The sequence below is a fragment of the Streptomyces sp. So13.3 genome, from assembly GCF_005860785.2.
In the GTDB taxonomy this organism is placed as follows: Bacteria; Actinomycetota; Actinomycetes; order Streptomycetales; family Streptomycetaceae; genus Actinacidiphila; species Actinacidiphila fildesensis.
The window spans coordinates 8,809,996-8,831,419 of the sequence record NZ_CP048835.1; the positions used below are offsets into that span (position 1 = coordinate 8,809,996).

14 protein-coding genes and 1 pseudogene are annotated in these 21,424 nt (G+C 68.3%); 8 read left to right on the top strand and 7 right to left on the bottom strand.

Annotated features, from left to right (window positions below):
* The first annotated feature begins 59 nt into the window (after positions 1 to 59).
* Both C8250_RS39290 and C8250_RS39295 read left to right on the top strand, forming a co-directional pair.
* Positions 60 to 950 (top strand): radical SAM protein, encoded by an 891-nt coding sequence (locus C8250_RS39290; protein ID WP_138356651.1) that lies wholly within the window; start codon positions 60 to 62, stop codon positions 948 to 950.
* A gap of 9 nt (positions 951 to 959) precedes the next feature.
* Positions 960 to 1,370 carry an NUDIX domain-containing protein gene (locus tag C8250_RS39295; protein WP_138356650.1) on the top strand — a complete coding sequence of 137 codons (411 nt, stop codon included), beginning with the start codon at positions 960 to 962 and terminating at the stop codon, positions 1,368 to 1,370.
* Here the strand turns inward: C8250_RS39295 and C8250_RS39300 are convergent.
* The 4 genes from C8250_RS39300 to C8250_RS39315 form a co-directional block, all read right to left on the bottom strand.
* Positions 1,342 to 3,057: a tetratricopeptide repeat protein gene (locus C8250_RS39300; RefSeq protein WP_138356649.1), complete on the bottom strand. Its 1,716-nt coding sequence runs from the start codon at positions 3,055 to 3,057 to the stop codon at positions 1,342 to 1,344. The two genes, C8250_RS39295 and C8250_RS39300, sit on opposite strands and share 29 nt — an antisense overlap.
* A 41-nt stretch (positions 3,058 to 3,098) precedes the next feature.
* Entirely contained in the window at positions 3,099 to 3,899 is an 801-nt protein-coding gene (locus C8250_RS39305; protein WP_138356648.1) for a hypothetical protein, read from the bottom strand.
* Complete coding sequence (locus C8250_RS39310) at positions 3,886 to 4,380, bottom strand: hypothetical protein (protein ID WP_138356647.1); 495 nt, start codon at positions 4,378 to 4,380, stop codon at positions 3,886 to 3,888. The genes C8250_RS39305 and C8250_RS39310 overlap by 14 nt, the downstream gene beginning before the upstream one ends.
* A 151-nt stretch (positions 4,381 to 4,531) precedes the next feature.
* On the bottom strand, positions 4,532 to 5,164 hold the full coding sequence (locus C8250_RS39315) for an HAD domain-containing protein (protein WP_138356646.1): 633 nt from the start codon (positions 5,162 to 5,164) through the stop codon (positions 4,532 to 4,534).
* 171 nt (positions 5,165 to 5,335) lie between these two features.
* Here C8250_RS39315 and C8250_RS39320 point away from each other — a divergent pair.
* Positions 5,336 to 5,516: pseudogene (locus tag C8250_RS39320) on the top strand (GNAT family N-acetyltransferase); the annotation flags it as partial.
* 41 nt (positions 5,517 to 5,557) lie between these two features.
* Here the strand turns inward: C8250_RS39320 and C8250_RS39325 are convergent.
* Positions 5,558 to 5,887, bottom strand: a complete 330-nt coding sequence (locus tag C8250_RS39325) for a hypothetical protein (protein WP_138356645.1) — start codon at positions 5,885 to 5,887, stop codon at positions 5,558 to 5,560.
* Between the two features lie 29 nt (positions 5,888 to 5,916).
* Between C8250_RS39325 and C8250_RS39330 the strand changes: the two genes are divergently transcribed.
* Both C8250_RS39330 and C8250_RS44590 read left to right on the top strand, forming a co-directional pair.
* The gene (locus C8250_RS39330; protein ID WP_187145167.1) at positions 5,917 to 6,930 is read left to right on the top strand and encodes a hypothetical protein; all 1,014 of its coding nucleotides are present in this window, start codon (positions 5,917 to 5,919) and stop codon (positions 6,928 to 6,930) included.
* Complete coding sequence (locus C8250_RS44590; protein ID WP_269285412.1) at positions 6,914 to 7,045, top strand: hypothetical protein; 132 nt, start codon at positions 6,914 to 6,916, stop codon at positions 7,043 to 7,045. Before C8250_RS39330 ends, C8250_RS44590 begins: the two co-directional genes overlap by 17 nt.
* A gap of 19 nt (positions 7,046 to 7,064) precedes the next feature.
* On the opposite strand, the gene C8250_RS39335 is transcribed toward C8250_RS44590, so the two are convergent.
* A complete protein-coding gene (locus C8250_RS39335) occupies positions 7,065 to 7,694 on the bottom strand; it encodes a dihydrofolate reductase family protein (RefSeq protein WP_138356644.1) in 630 nt (209 codons plus the stop codon).
* A 95-nt stretch (positions 7,695 to 7,789) separates the two neighbouring features.
* Positions 7,790 to 8,182 (bottom strand): TOBE domain-containing protein, encoded by a 393-nt coding sequence (locus C8250_RS39340; protein WP_138356643.1) that lies wholly within the window; start codon positions 8,180 to 8,182, stop codon positions 7,790 to 7,792.
* A gap of 229 nt (positions 8,183 to 8,411) precedes the next feature.
* Between C8250_RS39340 and C8250_RS39345 the strand changes: the two genes are divergently transcribed.
* Genes C8250_RS39345 through C8250_RS39355 form a run of 3 tightly spaced genes read left to right on the top strand, consistent with a single transcriptional unit; the run spans position 8,412 to position 21,393 of the window.
* Entirely contained in the window at positions 8,412 to 15,761 is a 7,350-nt protein-coding gene (locus C8250_RS39345) for a SpvB/TcaC N-terminal domain-containing protein (RefSeq protein ID WP_187145168.1), read from the top strand.
* A complete protein-coding gene (locus tag C8250_RS39350; RefSeq protein ID WP_138356641.1) occupies positions 15,751 to 16,044 on the top strand; it encodes a hypothetical protein in 294 nt (97 codons plus the stop codon). Before C8250_RS39345 ends, C8250_RS39350 begins: the two co-directional genes overlap by 11 nt.
* A gap of 15 nt (positions 16,045 to 16,059) precedes the next feature.
* On the top strand, positions 16,060 to 21,393 hold the full coding sequence (locus C8250_RS39355) for a neuraminidase-like domain-containing protein (protein WP_138356640.1): 5,334 nt from the start codon (positions 16,060 to 16,062) through the stop codon (positions 21,391 to 21,393).
* Positions 21,394 to 21,424 lie beyond the last annotated feature (31 nt).

Here is a 21,424-nt window from a genome sequence, read left to right on the forward strand (position 1 = left end):
TTCAGTTCGAGCTGCGATTGTTCACGTTCAGTGCTACGGATTTGGTTTAGAGTCCCATCATGCAACTTCCTGCCTTCGTTGACCTCCGGCCAATCGGCAGGTGCAACTTGACTTGTCCCTTCTGTTTCGGGCCCAGGCATGAGGTTCCCTCCATGTCTCGAAGGGACGCCCTGCGGGTTGCCGAAGTATTACGAGATGCCTGCGTGCAGGGAGTGGTGGTTTCTGGGGGCGAGCCCACGCTTCTGCCTTATCTGGCGGACCTTGTCGGCGCGTTGCATCGATCCTCTCCCTCGGGAGACCCGGGGCCGCGAGTCGTCCTCAGTACCAATGGGCTGGCGCCTCTGCGAACGATGGAGCGCATCCTCCCCAGCCTCTCCTGGATCGCCCTGCCCCTGGAATCCGCGGACCCCATCGAACACGCGGCCTTGCGGACAGGCGTCGCACCGCATCGCGAGAAGGTACTCGCGCTGCTCGCGGAAGTGCGAAAGAACCACAAGCCGGTTCAGGTCAAATTGGGGACGGTTGTCACGCATCTCAACCTTTCTGGGGCTTCTAGGGTTCTCGACCTGATTGAGGAGGACTCCTGGCTTCCCGATGTGTGGAAGGTGTACCAGATGTCGGAGACCAACTACGGTGCGGACAATCGGGACTGGCTCGCGGTCAGCCAGGAGGACTTCGACGAAGTGGTCAGGAAGTGCGAGAAGGCCGCTGCCGAGCGTGGAGTCACTCTGCGTGTCTATCGGAACTCCACCCGCACGGGCAGCTACTTCTTCATCGACCCGGACTGCGAGATGGTGGTGGTCGACGAGGCCGGCGAGCGGCGTATCGGAAACCTGTTCGACGAGCTGGCGAAGTGCTCGGAGGGGATGAAGGGCGCATTTCCCTCAGGGGAGCTGATTTCTCTGACGAGAAACATGGACAACTTCGTGAACACCTACCCTGATGCGTGAGGGACGGGGATGGCGGAGCACGTACGGGTAGGCGTCCAGGCGATCGTGCGGGTCGGGGATCGTGTACTCCTCGGACTGCGTGCCAATGCCTTCGGTGCCGGCACGTGGGGACTGCCCGGCGGTCATCTCGAACTGGGTGAGACCTTGATCGAGGCCGCCCGCCGGGAGTTGGAGGAGGAGACCGGTGTCCGCGCCATCGGCGCGCGGGTCGTCTGCGTGACGGATCCTGATCCGGCTGCGAATCACCATATACAGGTCGGAGTAGAGGTGCTGGCGTTTGAAGGGGACATCCGGGTATGCGAGCCGGAGCGCTGTGTGAGGTGGGAGTTCTGGCCGCTGGATGCGTTGCCGGAGGCGCTCTTCGTCGGTTCGGTCGGCGTTGTCCGAAGTTTCAGCGCGGGCGCTCTGCACCTTCCTTGACGGCTCTTCCCGGCTTGTCGTCACTCAGCGCGGACACCACATCGCGAAGAATCTGCTTGTGCTGTTCCTCGTGGGCGCCGAACTGCCCCCAGGTGCTGGCCAATTCCCACTGGGTATTGAATGCGGCCACGCTGTCGTCGTAATATCTGCTGCTCTGGCTGAACCGGATCTCGAAGGCACTCAGTCCTCGACGGGTCCGGAAGTCAGGGTTGGCCGTCAGATAGGGTTCAAAGAATCCCATGTCCGTGGTGAGGAGCGTGGACCCGGAGATGTCCATCGGGGTCAGCCGCAACTCGATGAGGTCTCCGTACTGTTCCTGAAGCCGCAAGTAGGACTGGATCACCGGGAGGAACGTTTCCAGGTAGTACTGGCTGTCCTCGACGAGGTCCACGATGTTCTGAACGTTGGCCTTCTCCGTCGTCGCGTCCCGCTTGCTGAAGACGGCCAGGCTGTTCCATGGGCTGCTGAGCACGACATGGAAGTGGATATGTCGTTCGAGAGCACGAATGATCGCTGGGTAGAACAGATCCACGTGGCTGAGAAAATATGAGGCACCGGCATGCGCGATCAGCCGGATGATGGATCGCTCCCTCGTGAGCGCCGACTTCTTCGCTTCGTTGCGCTCGGTGTTCTGCTGAGGTCGGTACACCTGATCGATCAGGTAGGGAAGTTCCTGGGCGGGTGTCACGGCGGCACGCAATTCAGCGAGTTTTCGACGCACTTCGCGTGTCTGGGGATGATCCCTGCCGAGTGTCGCCGAGGCGTTGTCCGCGACTGTCTCCAGCATGGCCACGGCGCGTTTCCTGCGAGCGTCGAACGTCGGGCCTTGCTCCGCTGCAGTGAACTCTGCTTCCGCCAGGGACGCCTGCGTGACGATGGTCTGCCGATGGTCGGAACCGAGAATCGCCGAGGCGTTCAGGGAGATGGTCTCCAGATCACCCAGGGTCTGTTCGCTGACGTCGGTGTCGTCGGATGCTGCGGCCACCTCGAACTTCGCGGCGGTCAGGGCCGCCAGCGCCGCGATGGCTCTCGGATGTTCACTTCCCTTGACGCGAATGAACTGCTCGGCCGAGGTGCTGAAGTCGTCCAGTGCTCGCCCGATGGCCGGCTGGTCCTGCTGGATCCTGGCTATCTCGAGCAACACCCAGTCGGTGGTCAGCCGGGCTTCCGGATTGTCGACGCTCCAGTACTTCCCCATGGCCCGCACCGACTGTTCGGCCCATATTCGGGCGTCCTCCAGGTCGTCCGCCCGCAGACTCACGGCACTGAGGTTGGAGAGGATCCGGGCGAGCTCAGGGGCGGCGCTGCGGCGCGCCCTGTTGAGGGCGCAGCTCAGGACGAGCCGGGATCGCTCCACATCACCGTGTTCCGCCAGCAACATGCCGAGGTCGTTCCAGACGGCGGCGGGATAGATCTCCTGGTCGGCCTCCGATATCTCCATATGGCGCAAGGTCAGATCGGCTATGGTCAGCGATCCCTGCTTCAGGCCGATGGCCGACAGGAGCTTCGCGAAATGGGCGAGTCGCTGAGCGATCGCCTGGTGAGGTTCCCCCACCAGGTCGCGGTGGCGGAGACACGCCACGAACCGTACGAGGAGGTCATCTCCCGTCGGACGGGATTCGCCGGCTTCCAGGAGGTAGCCCTCCGCCAGTTCTATGGCGTCGTTCAGGGTCTCGAGTGCGTTCACGTTTCCTTCCGGAGCCCCGGCGCCCATGGGTGATCGTTCTGTCATGACAGCCGTCCCCTCCACAACGGGTATATGTTGCCGCCCAGATCGGATTTTTCGAGGGCCTCCGCTATGGCCTTTCTGGATGAGGAGTCGTCTTCCAGATCGCTTTCTTCCGCTACGGCGTAAGGCTTGACCAGCGGGGAAGTCTGGATCCCTGCTGTGCCGTTCGCTGCCGAGCCGGCGCCGGTGCCCGGCCATACGCCGGTCGGGACGACCAGTCTGATACCTGCCAGGCTGCGGACCGCCTCCTCTATCGTCACGGCGAATGCCGAGTCGGCCGGCGCCGTGCAGTACGGCGGCCTCTTGACGAGGAGGCCCAGTACGGTGGATGCGCGATGAGGGGCTTCTCGTTCGATCGGACTGCCGGAGAACTGGCGGTGGTCGTCGCACGGACCGTCGCACTGCAGGCGGAGGGCGTTGACGACCCTGTGCTTCGTACTGCCGTAACGCAGGGAGACTTCGACGACATTGCCGGACAGAAAATCGTCGGAGTCCGATAATCGATGAACGGCCTTCCAGGGGTCGCCGTGCTTCACACGATCGAAGAATGCTTCGGGAAGCGGTGGCGGCTGTTGGAATCCAAGCCTCAGTAACGCCAGGTCGGACAGCATGTCGTAATCCTTCAGCAGCCCCGTCGCGAACGTGCTGTCCGGTAGGCGAACCTTCAACAGCTCACTGTCGGAAGGGCGATCCCGAAGGCAGTGCTCGGCGGTGACAGCGAAGTTCCGTGTCAGTCTTACCCCGAATCCCAGGAGGAGATCGTCACGGAATATCTCTATGAAGTTCTCATTGTGCGTCACGCGTCGGGCCCCCCGTTCGGTTCCGGAATCGAACCCCCTTGCGCTTTCCGTGCCCATCGGCACGCGCCTCCGCGCGCAGCAGTTCCACGAAGCGCCGGTCCGCCTCCTCCGCATTCCTGACCCCCTCCGTGACGATCACCCATAAGGGATCACGGTCGGAGCGCCGGGGGTTGGTCTCCTCCTGGGTCTTCCATATACCCCAGGCATTGATCCACTCACGCATGGCCTCGAAGGTCTTTTCATGCGCCGCGAGGAGCTGATCGGAACCATAGATCTCGAGCTTGGCCAGTACGGGGGTGATGTCCGCCCGGTCGGTCTGGGGATTCCGGCGTTCGGGGAGGATTCCCGTCCGGAGCATCTCCCCGCGGTCGTGGGCAATACGGTGGATCAGGATCAGGGCTTCGTCGTAGACCGCCATCCGCCGATCCCAGACGCGATGTTCGCGCTCACGCCTGGTCGTGGAGCGCTGCGCGATCCCCACGCTGAGGAGCGAAGCGAGGGCGCCCAGCGCTGTTCCGATCAGTACGGCCTCAGGGGGAGTCAGTCTCACGCCGCCATCGTGGCGCCCAGCCCGGGTGTACGGGTCCGTAATCAGCGAAGTGCGGTTCGGGACAGGGCTCCGTGAGCGATTTTCAGCCTGTCGGCAGAGACGGGGGATGTCCCGTGCCGTGGGACGGGGGCAGCCCGGCGGTGCGGCGCAGCCAGTCGTCGAGAGCGAAGAAATCCCGGTCGGTCAAGCCCCAGCGGGGGTCGACCCGGTGGAGGAGGGCTTGTCCCTGATGCTGTGCGGAGACCCAGGTGCGGTCGGCGTCGGTGATCTCATCGTCGACCCAGACGAAGGCGCGACCTGCGGCCCATTCGACGAGCGCGCGGGTCTTCCAGTGCAGTCCGGCCCGCTCATCCAGAGCATCCGGATCATACGGCTGGTTCGGGTCGTTCCGTTCGTCCTGGTCCTCGTCCTCGTCGGAGGGCTCGGGCCAGTTCACGACCGGCAGATCCGGCAGGCCGAGCAGCGGGGCGATGCACTCGTTCGCGTCGGCCATCCATGTCGTGGCCCAGACCAGATCGCACGGCAGTGCCGCCAGTCGGGGGCCGTACTCGGGATTGATCCTGGCCAACAGCGGATGCGATCCGGCTCCCTGCCGACCGGTACTCGTCCGATACGTCGGATAGCCGTTCGGATGCTGTTGCGGTGTCGCCCCGAACGGGATGAGCGGGCCGTCGACGTCGAGGAAGAGCAGTGGGCGCTGGACGGATCCGTTCACGGTTGCACGATAGTGGTCCCTTCGCCGGGGACTGTCGCTCGACGCGAGCCACCGACTGGTGTGTCAGCGGCAGCTACTACGGTGGTGGGCAACGAACGGCACGAGCGAACACCCGGGCGACCAGCGGGGGCACACATGACGGACCGGCCCGGACTTCCGGAGGACCTGGACCGGCCTGCGGTCGAGGCCGTTGCCGCCGAGATCCGCCGCCGCGGTGGCACCCGACTCACGACCAGCCGGCACCCGGGCGAGGACGGCCCCGAGCGCTTCTACCTGGGGGCTCGGTGTCCGGCCGACGGGTGAGATGAGCGGAGACCAGACGGTCGGGGAATGGGACCTGAGCCAGCACTGATCCGATCCTCTGCGACGCCGGGGCTGCCGCGTCGGATGCGCTCAGATCAGCAGGAACCCCGCGATGACCGACGCCGCGTTCGCCGTCACGGATGCCGCGTACGGGACCGGGCCGTTCAGCCGGAGCATACGGCGGAGGAGCAGCGCCTCCACCATGCATACGGTTGCCTCGGCCACGGCGAAGTATCCCCAGTAGTCGGCGGCCGGGACCTGGGCGAGGAACCACCAGAGGGGTGGGTGCGTCACACAGTTGACCATCAGGGCGGCGGCACCGGCGCGCGCCGGCCGGACGCGGGCCGATACGGTGAGCGCCGCGATGTAGACAGGGACCTCGACGAGCAGCGTCAGGGCGAGGGCGAACAGGTACGGCACGGCGGGATCGTGTCACGGGGAGGGGACGGATGGCGAGCGCGCAGGCGGCGGGCCTGCCCGCCGTGCGGGGGCTGGGTGCCGCGCCGGTGGCGGGGTTCGTGTGCGCGGCGGCCGTCGCCCTCGTGGCGGCGTTGCGACTGCCGGCCGGGACAGCGGTCATCGGGCTGGCGACGTTCGGAATCCTGCACAACGTGCTGGAACTGCGGTACGTGGCCGGCCGCTTCGAAGGGGTGCTGCGCGGGCCGTTCCTGCGGCTGCTGGGCCTGCTGATCACGGGGATCGTCGTGTGCCGCCTGCTGCCGCCGTCGACGGCGACGCGCACCGGCGAGATCCTGCTGGCCTACGGGCTGCTGGGCACCGCGTGTGCGCACGCGCTGCGCTCCCGGCTGCAGCTCCTGGTGGCCTCGGTCGCCGTGCTCGCGGCGGCGGCCGGCACCTCACTGGCCTTCCCCGCCTACCACTTCGTGGTGCTGACGCATCTGCACAACGTCGTCCCGCTGCTCTTCCTGTGGGAGTGGTCGCGCCGGTTGCCGCAAGGGCGGGCCACCTTCCGTGCGGTGCAGTGCGGATGGGTCCTGGTGGTGCCCGCACTGCTGATGGCCGGGGCGTTCGACCACTGGCTGGCCGCCGGTACGGCCTGGACCGACCGGTTGTCCGCCGCGTACACACCGCCGGCGTGGCTGGACTCGACGCTGAGTCTGCGCTTCGTCGCGGTGTTCGCCTTCCTGCAGACCATGCACTACGTGGTCTGGGTCTGGTTCCTGCCGCGCTATGCGCCCGATGCGACGCGGTCGTTCGAGCGACGGGTGCCGGTCGTGCGCGGCTGGCGGGCCTGGGCGCTGGGCCTGGGCGTGGCCGTGGTCCTCGCGTCGCTGTTCGCGACGGACTACGCGCAGGGCAAGGCGCTGTATGCGGCGATCGCGAGCTACCACGCCTATCTGGAGTTTCCGGTCCTGTTGATGCTCATTCTGGGACTGGGGCCGGTCCCGGCTCCGGTCGCCGGGCCCGTCGAAGGGAAGAACACACGTGTCTCTACTGGCTGATGTCGCTCCTGATCCGCCCTCCTCGGGCGGGCATGTCGTCCTCACCGTGGTGGGGGTTGTGCTGCTGGTCGGTGTCCTCGTGCTGGTCATGGTCGCGCTGTCCCGCCGCAAGTGAGCGGTGCCGGGGGCGCGCGTCAGCGACGGATCAGGCGGACGTGGGTGACTGCTGCCGAGCTGACCTGCTCGGCCACCTGGTAGCCGTCGATCGATTTGCCCCAGTTGTCGAACAGGCGCACGCCCTTCCCGGCGAGCATGGGCGTGACGACCAGGTGCAGTTCGTCGAGCAGCCCGGCACGCACGTACTGCTGGATGGTGCCGGGGCCACCGCCGAGGCGCACGTCCTGGCCCGCCGCGGCTTCGAAGGCCCGCCGCAGCACCGTTTCGGCGGGCTCGTCGGTGAAGTGGAAGGTCGTTCCACCCTTCATCGGCAACGACGGCCGCAGGTGATGGGTGCGGACGAACACGTCATGGTGGAAGGGCGGGTTGTCACCCCACCAACCGGTCCATGACTCGTCCTGCCACGCTCCCCGCACGGGCCCGAACATGTTGCGGCCCATGATGGTGGCGCCGATGTTCTCGTCGCCCCGCTCGACGTAGTCGGCGTCGATCCCCGCTGTGCCCTCGTCGCGGGCGCGCAGCGCGGCGAACATCCACTCGTGCAAACCGTCGACGCCGTCCCCGAAGGGTGCGTCCAGGCGCTGGCCCGTGCCGGTGGCGTAGCCGTCCAGGGTGATCGTGATGTTGTGTGCGCGCAGCTTGCGCATGGCGTTCTCCTTGGTCCGTCTCTCGTTGTTTTCCGCTCTCACCTATGCGTCGAACGAGATACGGCCGAATCGACAGCTCCTCCGAGAATTCTCCCTCAGGCGAGATCGATATGGACGCTGGTGGACTTCACGCGGGCAGTCGCCTGCATGCCGACCTGCAGTTGCAGTTCCTCGACGGCCTCGCGGGTGAGCAGTGAGACCAGCCGGTGCGGGCCGGCCTGGATCTCGACCTGGGCGGCGACGTCGCCCAGTTTGACCGCGGTGACGATGCCGGAGAAGGCGTTGCGCGCGGATGTGTACGCCTCGCCGTTCTCCGCGGCGGCCTCCTGCGCGACTTCGACGCAGAAGGCGGCAAGGTCCGGGCCGTCGACGAACCGGCGGGTGTTCTCGCGGCGGGTGGGAAAACGGCCGGCATCCGCCCAGCGCCGCGCCGTGTCGACGCTCACGCCGAGCAGGTTCGCCGCCTGACCAATGGTGTAGGACTCCATGAGCCGAAGACTAAGCCCAACTCCGCGCGTCCCCGTCGGCGGCAGCGCTGGTGGACACGGTTTTGGAGACCCCCGGGCGACACGCCACCACCCGCCCCACGACCGGTGGCCGGTGCTCCGGTCCGCTGACCGGAACGCGGCATGACAGGGGGCTCCCGTCACTCCCATGCTGCAGACCGTCAGTCCGACTCCTTCGTGGGATTCGGCGATGTCGAAGCGGGGGCGGGTCATGAGCGACGGAGCGGATTCCACGGTGGAGGGTGCGGTGCTGTCGCTGCCGAAAGGCGGCGGTGCGGTCGGCGGCATGGGGGAGACGTTCACTCCGGACCTGTTCACCGGGACGGGGAATTGCACGGTGCCGATCACGGTCCCCGCCGGCCGGCTCGGATTGGCACCGCACCTGTCGCTGGGATACAGCACCGGCAACGGGAACGGGCCGTTCGGCCAGGGATGGCAGCTGAGCCTGCCGGGGGTGTCCCGCAAGACGTCCCGAGGCATTCCCCGATACGCGGAAACGGAGACGGCCGGGCCTGCCGGGCCCGGGGCGGACCGGGCCGATGTGTTCGTCCTGTCGGGGGCCGAGGATCTGGTGCCCGTCGACGGTGGCCGGCCGGGCCGGGTGCGGTACCGGCCGCGGACGGAGGGCCTGTTCGCGCGGATCGAGCACGTCAGGGACGCCTCCGGGAACTACTGGGAGGTCCGCGGGAAGGACGGTCTGCTGACCCGTTACGGGACGCCCCGTCCGGCCACCGCGGACGCCACCTGGCGCGACCCCGCAGTGGTCGCTGATCCCGATGACGCGAGCCGGGTCTTCGGGTGGCGGATCACCCGGACCGAGGACGCGCTGGGCAACGTGATCCGCTACGACTATCTGCGCGACCACGGCCAGGAGGCGGGGCACACGTGGGACAGTCCGCTGCTCGCCCGGATCTCCTACGCGGACTACGGTGACCGGGCCGAACCGTCGTTCCTCGTCGCGGTGGACTTCGACTACGAGTCGCGGCCCGACGCGTTCTCGGACCACCGGTCCGGGTTCGAGGTGCGGACGTCGTTGCGCTGCCGCACCGTCCGGGTGACCACCCACGCCGCGGACGGCATCGCCCGGGTGGCCCGGGAGTGCCGGTTCACCTACCAGCAGGCCGGGTTCAACGGTGTCTCACTGCTCATCCGCGTCGACGTGGTCGGGATCGACGGCCAGGATCAGCCGCCGGGCCAGGACCCGTTACTGGAGAACCTGCCGCCGCTGACCTTCGGGTACTCGGGGTTCGATCCGGCCGTGCGCCGGTTCGAAGCGCTGGCCGGGCCGGCCCTGCCGACGGCGTCGCTGGGCGACCCGACGCTGGCCCTGGTCGACCTGCGGGGGACGGGACTTCCCGACCTGGTCGAGTTCGGGGCCACGAAGCGTGTCTGGCGCAACGCCGGCGGCGGTCGGTTCGAGCTTCCCCGGCAGATGGCCGAGGCGCCGCCGGTGTCCCTCGCCGATCCCGGGGTGCGGTTCATGGACGCCGACGGTGACGGCCGCGCCGACCTGGTCGTGCCTGTGGTGACCTCGGGCGGCCGGACTTCCGGTGCGACCGCGGGCTACTACCCGATGACTTTCGCGGGCGGCTGGAGCCATCGCTCGTTCCGGCCCTACCGGCAGTCGCCGTCGGTCCGGCTCTCCGATCCGAACGTGAGACTGCTCGACCTGGACGGTGACGGGCTCACCGACGTGCTGCGTTCGGGTACCCGCCTGGAGTGCTGGTTCAACGATCCCGACCCCCGCCAGGCGTGGCAGCGCACCTCACAGAGCACCGGACCGCTCGTGGATCTGGCGGATCCCCGGGTGCGGTTCGCGGACATGACCGGCGACGGACTGCAGGACATCGTGCTGCTCCGCAACGGGAACATCGCGTACTGGCCGAACCAGGGCCATGGCCGCTGGGGAGCGCGGGTGACGATGCGCCGGTCGCCCCGGCTGCCCGACGGCTTCGATCCGCGCCGGGTGCTGCTCGGCGACGTCGACGGGGACGGCGCGGCCGACCTGATCCATGTCGACCACGGGCGGGTGCTGCTGTGGGGCAACCAGTCCGGCAACGCCTGGACCGAAGAGCCCGTCACCATCACCGGCACTCCGGCCGTCACGGGAAGCGATTCGCTCCAGCTGTCCGACCTGTACGGAACCGGGATGGCCGGCCTGCTCTTCAGCCGGGCCGACGACGGTTCGGGGAGGCCGCACCTGCGCTTCCTGGACTTCGCCGGTGGCGTCAAGCCGCATCTGCTGACCGGTATGGACCACCACCTCGGAGCCACCACGCAGGTCACCTACGCGCCGTCGACGCAGGAGTACCTCCGTGACCAGCACCATCCGGAGACTCGCTGGCGCACCACCCTGCCGTTCCCGGTGCAGGTGGTGTCCCGGGTCGAGGTGAGCGACGCGCTCTCGGGCGGCCGGCTGACCACGAAGTACCGCTATCACCACGGCTATTGGGACGGCGTGGAGCGGGAGTTCCGCGGCTTCGCGATGGTCGAACAGCTGGACAGCGAATCCTTCGGGACGGCGCCCACGACAGGGCCCGGCGCCGTGCCGGACGGGCACTTCTCGCCGCCCACCCTCACGAAGAGCTGGTTCCACCCGGGACCGGTCGCCGCCGTGGAGGCGGGGGAGTGGACCGAACTGGATCTGTGGCACGAATACTCCGGCTTGGACGTACCGATGCTGTCCCGCCCCCCGGGGCAGACCGCCTTCCTGGCCGCCTTGCCCCGAAGCGCCCGCAGGGCCGCGCTGCGGACGCTGCGCGGACAGCTGCTGCGCACGGAGCTGTACGGTCTGGACGGCACCGACCGCGAGCACCGCCCCTACACCGTCACCGAGACGATCTCCGGGGTGCGGGAGGAGTCGCCACCGCCGGCCGGCTCCGGGGACGGGCTGGAGGACGTGCGGGAACGAATCTTCTTCCCGTTCAGCCTCGGCAGCCGGACCACCCAGTACGAGCGCGGCGACGACCCGATGACCCGGTTCACCGTCCCCAGCGGCTACGACGGGTACGGCTTCCCGGCAGGGCAGATCTCCATCGCCGTTCCCCGGGGCCGCGACCCGATGGCCGCCGTCACCGCCGCACCCCAGCCGTACCTGGCCACGTATGCCACCACCGAGTACTCCCGCCGCGACGACGCCGACCACTATCTGATCGACCGGGTGGGCCGGACGACCAGCTACGAAGTGGTCAACGACGGCCGGCTCAGCGTCGCGCAGCTGCGCGACGCGATCCTTTCCGGCCCGACGGAGGCCGGTCTGTCGCTGCGGGTGATCGGCCACGCCCGCACGTACTACGACGGCGACGCGTTCACCGGACTGCCACTCGGCACCCTCGGCGACCACGGGCTGCCGGTCCGCACCGAGTCCCTCACGTTCACGGATGCCTTCCTCAACGCCCTCTATCCGCCCGGCGACCCGCTCGCGATCGGACCGCGGCCCGTGTATCTGGCCCCCGGCGGGGTCGCGACCTGGCCGGCCGAGTACCCGCCCGGGTTCCGCGCGGCGCTGCCCGGTCTCGCCGGCTACACGCACCACACGGACACCGACGTGCCCGGATCGCCCGGCGGGTACTACGTGACCGGCGCTCGGCGCCGCTACGACGTGCACGTCGCCGGCCGGGTGCCGCGAGGACTGCCGGTCGCGTCGCTCGACCCGCTGGGCGCGCAGAGCCAGATCGTCTACGACCAGCACGATCTGCTGCCGGTACGGCTGATCGATGCCGTCGGCCTCGAGACCCTCGCGGTGCACGACTACCGCATGCTGCAGACCAGGGAGACGACCGACGCCAACGGCAACACCGGCACGGTGACGTTCTCTCCCATCGGGCTCGTCACCGCCCACTTCGTGCGCGGCAAGCGGGGCGAGGGTGACCGCGACGCGGCGAGTTCGCGGACGACCTACGATCTGCTCGCTTTTGCCGAGCGCGGTCGACCCGCCTCCGCGCGCACCGTCCGCCGGGTGCGCCACGACACGGACACGAACGTCCCGGCCGCCCAGCGCGACGAGGTGATCGTGTCGGTGACGTACTCCGACGGGTTCGGGCGGCTGCTGCAGACCCGCTCCCAGGCGGAGGACACCCTCTTCGGCGACCCGACCCACGGCGGCGGCGCCATACCCGGCGAGGACCTCGCGCCGGTCGGCGACACCACCGGTCGAACACGCGGCCCCGCGGACCCGGACAACGTGATCGTCTCCGGTGCGCAGGTCTACGACAACAAGGGCCGGGTGGTGGAGAAGTACGAGCCGTTCTTCTCCACCGGCTTCGACCACGTCCCGCCGCTCGGTACCCGGACGGGCCAGAAGACAAGCATGTTCTACGATCCGCGCGGGCAGGTCGTACGAACGCTGAACCCCGACGGCAGCGAACAGCGCGTCATCCTCGGAATCCCCGCCGACCTGGCGGTTCCCGAGGTGTTTGTACCGACGCCATGGGAGTCCTACACCTACGACCAGAACGACAACGCGGGTCGCACCCACGGTGACACCGCGGGGGCGTATCGCGGTCATTGGAACACCCCGGCCAGCACCGAGGTCGACGCCCTGGGCCGTACGGTGCGCACCGTCGCCCGCAACGGGGTGGCGGACGCCGACCTGTTGACCTCCAGATCGGTGTACGACATCCAGGGCAATCTGGTGACGGTCACGGACGCGCTCGGACGGGATGCGTTCCGGTACCGCTTCGACGTGGCCAAGCGGCGCTGGCGTACGGACAGCATCGACGCGGGGCGCCGGGACAGCGTTCCGGACGCGCTCGGCAATCCGGTCGAAGCCCGCGACAGCAAGGGTGCGTTGACGCTCGGTGTGTCCGATGTTCTGGGCAGGCCGACTCATGTCTGGGCGCGGGACGACTCCGCAGGGTCTGTGACACTGCGCCGGCTCATCGAATACGGGGACGGTGGTGCCTCCGACCAGCCGGCCACCGACCGGGCCGCGGCCCGCGTGGTCAACCTGCTCGGCCGTCCGGTGCGCCAGTACGACGAGGCGGGCCTCGAAACCGTCACCTTGGTCGACTTCAAGGGCAACGTGCTGGAATCCGCCCGGCGGGTGATCGCCGACGCGCCGATCCTCGCCACGTACACGGCGGCGAAGACCAAGGGCTGGCAGGTGGTGCCGTTCCAGGTGGAGTGGACACCCGCGGCCGGACAGGGGCGGGCGGCGCGCGATGCGCAACTGCTCGAACCCGGTGGCTACGTCACGACGACGGGCTACGACGCGCTCAACCGGGTCGTCAGACACGTGCTGCCGACCGACGTGGAGGGCCGACGCAGAGAACTCCACCCCACGTACAACAGGGCGGGCGCACTCGAGGGGATGCGCCTCGACGACGCGGTCCATGTGCAGCGGATCGCCTACGACGCCAAGGGACAGCGGTCCCTGGTCGCCTACGGCAACGGGGTGATGACCCGGTACGCCTACGACCCGCACACGTTCCGGCCGACCAGGCTGCGGAGCGAGCGGTTCACCCTCGCCGCTGACGGGCTGACCTACCGTCCGACCGGAGCCGCACTGCAGGACTACGGCTACGACTACGACCTCGTCGGGAACATCCTCACCGTCCGCGACCGGGCACCTGGCAGCGGCATCCCCAACAACCCCGACGCGCTCGGTGCCACCGACCCCGTCCTGCGCAAACTGCTCGGCAGCGGTGACGCACTCGACCGGCGGTTCAGTTACGACCCGGTCTACCGGCTGCTCGCCGCGACCGGCCGCGAGTACCAAGCGCAGCCCGCCGGGGATCCGTGGAGCGACCTGCCGCGCGGCACTGATGTCACGAAGGCGCAGGCGTACACGGAGACGTACCGCTACGACGCGGTGGGCAGCGTCCTCAGCCTCGGCCACAGTGGCACGGGCGGCTTCAGCCGCGCCTTCGACGTCGCGACCGACAGCAACCGGCTGCGGGCGATGGCCGTGGGGAAGACGCCGTACACCTACACGTACGACAGCAACGGCAACCTGGTCGCCGAGACGACCTCGCGGCACTTCGCGTGGAACCACGCCGACCGGCTGAAGGCGTTCGCGACCCAGACTCCGGGCGCCGAACCCTCCGTCCACGCCCAGTACCTGTACGACGCGTCCGGCCTGCGGGTGAAGAAGATCGTCCGCCGCCAGGGCGGTGCCGTCGAGGTCACCCACTACGTCGACGGCACCTTCGAGCATCACCGCTGGGCCGCTGCGGCGCCCGCATCGGCGGCCGCCCCGGGAGTGGGCGAGAACAACCAGGTCCACGTCATGGACGATTCCCGGCGGGTCGCGCTGGTCCGCCTCGGCCCCGCCCACCCCGAGGACCGCGGCCCGGCGGTCGCCGTCCAGCTCTCGGACCACCTCGGCAGCAGCACTGCCGTCGTCGACGGCGCGGGCACTCTCACCAACCGCGAGGAATACACCCCGTACGGCGAAACCAGCTTCGGCAGCTACACCCGCAAGCGCTACCGCTTCACCGGTTGCGAGCGGGACGAGGAGAGCGGTCTGGCCCACCACTCGGCGCGCTACTACCTGCCGTGGACGGCTCGTTGGAGCGGCTGTGACCCCAGGGGACCGGCCGGCGGCGTCAACCAGTACCAGATGTGCGGCGGTGGCCCGATGAACAGGACCGACACCGCGGGGACGGACTGGGAGTTCACCTGGGATCCGCGGGAGTGGGAGCCCCTCGAGTTCACCAAGGAGGAGATCGCCCCCCGGGTGGAGGGCGGGGCCAAGGTACTGGGTGGCGCGGCGGCCTTCGTCGCGGGAGCGGCGTTGTGCGAGACGGGCGTGGGCTGCGTCGTCGGCGCCCCGCTGATGGTGGCAGGCGCTGACGTCGCAGGTTCGGGGGCGGTGCAGGCGCTGGGCGGCAGGCCTCGGCCCACCGCGGTCGGCGCTCTTCTCGGCCCCTCGGCGCAGCGTCTCGAGGAGAACTTCGTGAGCGCGGCAGGTCTGGCTCACACGGCCGCTCAGGGATATGTGATGTGGAAGACGGGCCGACCGCTGGGAGCGGTGCCCAGCGGCTCGGCTCCGAAAGGTCCCGGCGCGACGTCCGCCGACGGTGGCGGGCGGTCAGGTTCGCCGGGCGGGGCGGGTGCGCCGCCGGCCGAGCCGACCTACCTCAAGTCCACGGCCAGTGACCCTGCTGCGACTGTTCAGCCGGCAGCCCCGAGCGGTCCGGCACTCTTCCGGGGCACAACACGCGGTTATCAGGGCAGCGCCGGAACGCAGCGGGTGGGGATCACTCCCACGACCACCGATCCGGGAGTCGCCACCGTGTTCGGCGCGCACGCCGAACAGTTCGGGCAGTCGGTCATCCAGATCGCACAACCGGGGGATCTGGTAGGAGTCGCCACTCACGAGGGATACATCGCCTCGGAGCTGGAAGTCGGAGTCGAGCTGAGCCCCGCGGAGTTCGCGAGCCGCGCCAGCATCGAGATCCCGACGAGTGCCGCCCGTGCGATTCTGGGGCGGATGGGAATCGAGATACCGGGGCGGATGAGTATCGAGAACATCTCGCCGACTTTGGCCAATACCCCGAAACTCACTTTGGCACAGACCCAGCAGTTCATCAAGGAGGCCGCCGCCCATGGCAAATAGAGCCCGCATCAGCGTCGAGGACACCGAGGAAGCGACCGTCGACCGCGCTGTGTGCATCGTGCGCTGCCTGGAGGGTGTGGTGTCCCCCGGGGACATGTTCGACGTGGCCACGTCCACCGGCGGCGAGGACGCTCGGGTCGCCTTGTATGTCACTCGCATCTGGCGCTACGGCAGGCCGATCGACCTGCTCGGTCCTCCGCACTCGGCGAAGGTCGAACTGACAGGTCAGGGGACGCTCTCACTGCCGGGCGTGACGCACCTGACCATGACGACAGGCGCATAGCACCGTGTCGCGCCCATGCCTTGTCATGAAACCGCTCATTTCCAGCAGATCGACTATCGGACGGGGTTTCTCGTGATGGACAGAGAATTATCAGCAGTGGACTCCGGGCCGGTGGAGTCCATCATCGAGCAGCCGGGGCCGACGCCGGACCCCATCCAGCCGTCGGTGAGCGTTTCCGCGCAGGCCGGGCGGGTGGTGGCGGGAATTGCCGCCACGGTGTCGGTGGATGCCTTCCGAGGTGCGAGCTTCAGATGGGATTTCATCAACGGGAAATGGATATCGACTCCTCTCGTCGCGTACGTACAGACCGCCGTCAGCATCGACGGCGTCGAGAAGGCACGGGAGAACCGGAGCGGTGGGGACTTCGCTCTGACGTTCCCGACGCCTGGTACCCACACGGTCACAGCTCAAGGCGTCACCGACACGGGGCGGGTCTTCGTCTCCGGCCCGGTCAATTTCCAGGTGGCGGCGGCGGTTCCACCGGCTTTCACGGTGACGGCGCCGGCCGAGGGTGCGGTGGTCGATCTGGGGGAGAGCCCTGGGTCGGTCGATCTGAGGGTCAGCATTCCGGCCGACCAGTTCTTCCCGGTCACGGTCAGTATCGCCGTGGACGGTCAGTTCGTTTCGGCCGAGACGATCTCCAGCACCCAATACCAGAAGACCCTCACCCTCAGCTCCCTGCCGCTGGGACCGCGGCCGATCGCGGTGACCGTCGGCGACCGGGACGGTTTCACGTCGACAAAGGTCCGCACGATAACCGGCCGTGACGTCGGACTGCCCCGCGCGCCCGTCGTTCCGCAGGCCGACGTTCTCGGTGACAAGGACGGGCAGGGGACCGCGCACATCAGCGGAACCGCGGAGGACCCCCAGAGCGGGATGATCGGCGGAAAAGCGGCGGTGGCCTGGGCCCTGAGTCCCGAAGGAACCAGAACGACGGCGCAGGCACTGACCCCCGGCGACTTCCGCAAATGGCTTGCCGACGTGCCGCTGAAAGGGTTCGGCGCGCACACGATCTATGTGTGGGCGACCGACGCGGCAGGCAACACGATGCTCAAGCCGACGGAGTTCCCGGTCGTGGTCATCAGCGACTTCAAGCCGAAGACGCTGGAGGAGCGGCTCAACGAACGGGAGTATCTGGTTGCCCTGCTGTCCTTCGCCCAGGAGCAGGTCAAGGTTCCGGGACCACCGGAGGCGTCGCTGGACACCGCCACCCTTGTCCGTGTTCTGGGCCAGCCGCTCGACCGGCTGAGCCAGCCGCTGTCCGCGGCCGCTGACCAGGGCAACGTCGACATCAACCAACTGCGTGTGCCCGTGGAACTGCTCCGGGCACGCATCGCGGCCACCGGGACCCCTGCCGGGCCCGGAGCGGCAGGCGAGGAGGCCTACCGCAATGCGGCGTACACGTCGCTGCTCGCCGCGGTGGGCACCTCCTACGCGGAGCTGCGGCTGGTCCGGGGCGCCGCGCCCGCCGTTCGCCAGGCATTGGCGGCACGACTCGGCATCCGGTTGTCGGCGGCCAAACCCGATGAGCTGGACCAGCTGGTACTGGATGGCCCGGGCCTCACCGAAGCGGCGCTGGAAACCCTCTTCGGTCTCACCTCCACCACCCGGTCCGACCCGCTGCGTACGCCATCGACCCCGCTGCTGCTCACCTGGCAGCTGGCCGGGCTGGCGCTGTCCTGGGCCGATCAGGACCAGCACCCGACGACGCCGCGGGCGTACGGGGTGCTCGCCGACCCGGATGTGATCAGCGCCGCCGACGTCATCGAGGGTCCGAACGGTGACCCCGTCCGGCTGTTGCTGACGCAGCGAGCCGGGACGCTCGCCGGCTACGAGCAGATGCTCGACGCACTGCGCGTCAATGCCGCCACCGCGATCCTGGGACTCACGGCCATGGTGACCCAGGCGTTGCCCGGTGCCGACCTCGCCCGTTGGGAGAGCAAGGAGAACCAGGGCGCCGACATCAGTGGCCTGCTCGCGTCGGTCGGACTGAGCCGCCCCGGTTTCCTCCTCCTGCGGAAGCTCGCCCGGCTCGCCGCCACCGGGAACCTCTCGGCCGCCGAGTGGAAGGACGCCGTCTCGGTCCTCACCGGGGCCCACAAGCGCCAGCTGTTCCCGGTCTGGACGACCCAGGAGACCGCGTTCGCGCTCTCCCCCGACTACTTCGTCCTCTCCGGTGCCGGTCCGCGGGTCAGCACGTACCGCGTCGACAGCGATGCCCGTCACGACTGGCAGTCCGTGCTGCGCAGCCGGACCACGCAGCGCGCGGACATCATCGAAGGGAACGGGCAGGCAGTCATCGCGGCCGAGCAGGTCGCCCTGCCGATTCTGCGCGACGCCCTGCTCGACGACCTGAAACCCACGACCACGGGTGTCATCGGGGAGGAGATGACGGCCCTGTTCCTCGTCGATGTCCTCGCCGGCGGATCGCTGCGCACCACCCGCGTCAAGCAGGCGCTGGAGAGCATTCAGTCGCTCCTGTCCGCCAAGAGATCCGGCGAGATGCTGCCGACGCATCCTGCGTTCAGCTGGAGACTCGGCAACCCGGACACGTTCACCCGCGCATGGGTCTGGATGGGTGAAATGGGAAGCTGGCAGGCCGCCACCACGGCGTTCCTGTTTCCCGAGCGGAATCTCGACCCGACCCTGCTGGTGCCGCGCGGCAGGCCGCAACTGGCCGCCTTCTTCGAGGCCATCCGCGGGCCGGGCGTCTTCAGCGCGCAGAAGGCCGTGAAAGCAGCGGGCGACTACGCGGGCTCGGCCTTCAAATATCTTGATCCCCCCAGGTCGGCCACGCACCAGGACGACCTCAGGAGGCTTCAGGTGGGCAGGCCGGACGCGGAGAACCGGGAGACCTTCTGGGCCGTGCCTCTCCTGCTGGCCCAGCGGCTGCAGACCGCCGGTGACTACCGTGCGGCGCTCGACTGGTACTGGCTCGTGTACCCGTACGACGACGGCGTGGCCAAATCCTGCTACCTCCGGATCGCCACCGAGACAGCGGTCCGCCCCGATCTCAAATTCCCTCCCCAGTGGACGGAGAAGCTGGATCCGTTCGGGCTCGTGGACAACCGTCCGGCCCCCTACACCCGTGCCACGCTGCTGGCGGTGATCCGGTGCCACATCGACTTCGCGGACTCCGAATTCAGCCGCGAGACGGGTGAGTCGGTCGCCCACGCCAGGACCCTCTACCTCGCCGCCCGCCGACTGCTCTCCGTTCCCGCGCTGCGCCCGCTCGAGCCGATGAATCCCGGTGAGCCGATCCTGCCGATCCCGGAGCTGGAGTCGCTGTCGGCGCGGGTGAACGTACAGCTCGCCAAGTTGCGTCAGGGGCGGAACATCGCGGGCATGCCCCGTACGCAAGGTGTCGTCGGGACGATCACGGTGAGCCAGCCCACGCCCTTCCGCTTCAAGACGCTGATGGAGCGGGCGCATCAACTCGTGTCCCAGGCAACCCAGATGGAGGCGGGCTACCTCGCCGCACTCGAGAAGTACGACGATCGCAGCCTGCGGGCCTTCGACGCGGGCAAGGGGATCGATCTGACCAACGCACAGATCGGCCTCGCCACCAGTCGGGTGACGGAGGCCAACGACGCGGTCAAGGCGGCGGCAGCCCAGCGTGCCAAGGCCGACGTCATGGTCAGGACCTACGAGCGGCAGATCGGTCTGCCGCCGAACCAGTACGAGCGCGACCTCCTCGACCAGTACGGCGAGATGAGATCCATCCGGAACACCATCAACGCCGTCGACACGGCGGTCGGTGTCCTGCAGCAGGCGTACAACGCGGCTGACCTCGCAGGTGCGGTCTTCTCCGGCGGCGCCAGGCCGGCCATAGCGATGTCCATCACGGCCGGACTTGTCAGCAGGGGCATCTTCCAGGCCAGCGAGAACACCCTCCAGGCACGGATGGATGCCAACCAGCTCAAGGCCGGCATCGAGCAGCACAAGGACGAGTGGCGCCTGCAGAAGACCTCTGCCGAGCAGGACTCACTGGTCGCGGCCGCGCAGATGGTGACGGCCAACGACCAGGTGACGATAGCCACTCAGGAGCAGGCGATCGCCACCCTCCAGCGCGACCAGGCGACAGCGACGCTGAAGTTCCTCAACGACCAGTTCACCAACGCCGATCTGTATCTGTGGATGAGCAACACGCTCGGCGGGACGTACCGGTACTTCCTGCAGCAGGCCACCGCCACCGCGCGGCTGGCGCAGGCGCAACTGGCCTTTGAGCGGGCCGAATCGGCCCAGACACTGATCGGCAACGACTACTGGCAGACGCCGGCCGAGACGACCGACACCAGCAATCAGGTCAATCGCCGGGGGCTGACCGGAGCGGAACGGCTCAGCCAGGACCTGAGCGGCCTGGAGGAGTACGCCTTCCGGTCGGAACGCCGGCGTCTCAACCTGTCCCAGACGTTCTCCCTCGCCCAGCTCATGCCGGTGGAGTTCCTGGAGTTCCGTCGTACCGGATCCATCGCCTTCGCCACCCCGATGTCCCTGTTCGACGGTGATTTCCCCGGTCAGTTCTGCCGGATGATCAGCCAGGTACGCGTCAGCATCGCCGGGCTCTTTCCGCCGGAGCGGGGCGTTCGCGCCACGCTGGCCTCCAACGGCATCTCCCGGGTGACCACCCGGCAGGACAGCGGCTTCAAGGACATCGTGGTGCGGCACGACCCCGGAGTGGTCGCTCTGACGTCACCGGTCAACGCCAGCGGGGTCTTCGAACTCGACGCCCAGGCCGACATGTTGCGGCCGTTCGAGTCCAGCGGCGTGGACACCACGTGGGAACTCCACCTTCCGCCCGCCGCGAATCCGATCGACTTCGCCGCGATCGCCGATGTGATGCTCACGATCGACTACACGGCCCTGTACGACGACGGCTACCGCAGCCAGCTGATCAACCGGTTCAACGGATCCCGGGAGCGCGGTTCGGACCGGGTGTTCAGCCTGGCGACCGACTTCCCCGACCAGTGGTACGACCTCAACAACCCCGCAGACCCGAAGGCCCGCTCGGTCACGCTCAACCTGCGGGACATCGATTTCCCGGTCGGGATCTCGGGCCTCGTCACCTCCGCGGTCGCCGTCCGGCTCGACAGTGGTGAACCGGTGCCCAACACGCTGCTGTCGCTGCGTCGCATCAAGGGCGGTGGAAGCGCCACCACCACGGAAGGCACGGCCAGCACCCGGCGGGGCAACGCCGCGACCTGGGCCTCGCTCTCCGGAACCAGTCCCAGGGGAGACTGGCTGCTCGGATTCGGCGAGGACGCCGCTGCTCTGTTCGACTCCGGCAAGCTGGACGACATTCAGCTGGTCATCAGCTGGACCGGGCAGGGACCGGCCTGGACGTCCTGACCCGATGACCATCCGCCCGGACGGGCGGCCG

Bases quoted from the DNA above. Each gene is read 5' to 3' on its own strand.
- C8250_RS39335 (WP_138356644.1), bottom strand. From the start codon at position 7,694: ATGCGCAAGCTGCGCGCACACAACATCACGATCACCCTGGACGGCTAC.
- C8250_RS39330 (WP_187145167.1), top strand. From the start codon at position 5,917: ATGGCGAGCGCGCAGGCGGCGGGCCTGCCCGCCGTGCGGGGGCTGGGT.
- C8250_RS39345 (WP_187145168.1), top strand. From the start codon at position 8,412: ATGAGCGACGGAGCGGATTCCACGGTGGAGGGTGCGGTGCTGTCGCTG.
- C8250_RS39350 (WP_138356641.1), top strand. From the start codon at position 15,751: ATGGCAAATAGAGCCCGCATCAGCGTCGAGGACACCGAGGAAGCGACC.
- C8250_RS39290 (WP_138356651.1), top strand. From the start codon at position 60: ATGCAACTTCCTGCCTTCGTTGACCTCCGGCCAATCGGCAGGTGCAAC.
- C8250_RS39355 (WP_138356640.1), top strand. From the start codon at position 16,060: ATGCCTTGTCATGAAACCGCTCATTTCCAGCAGATCGACTATCGGACG.
- C8250_RS39340 (WP_138356643.1), bottom strand. From the start codon at position 8,182: ATGGAGTCCTACACCATTGGTCAGGCGGCGAACCTGCTCGGCGTGAGC.
- C8250_RS39295 (WP_138356650.1), top strand. From the start codon at position 960: ATGGCGGAGCACGTACGGGTAGGCGTCCAGGCGATCGTGCGGGTCGGG.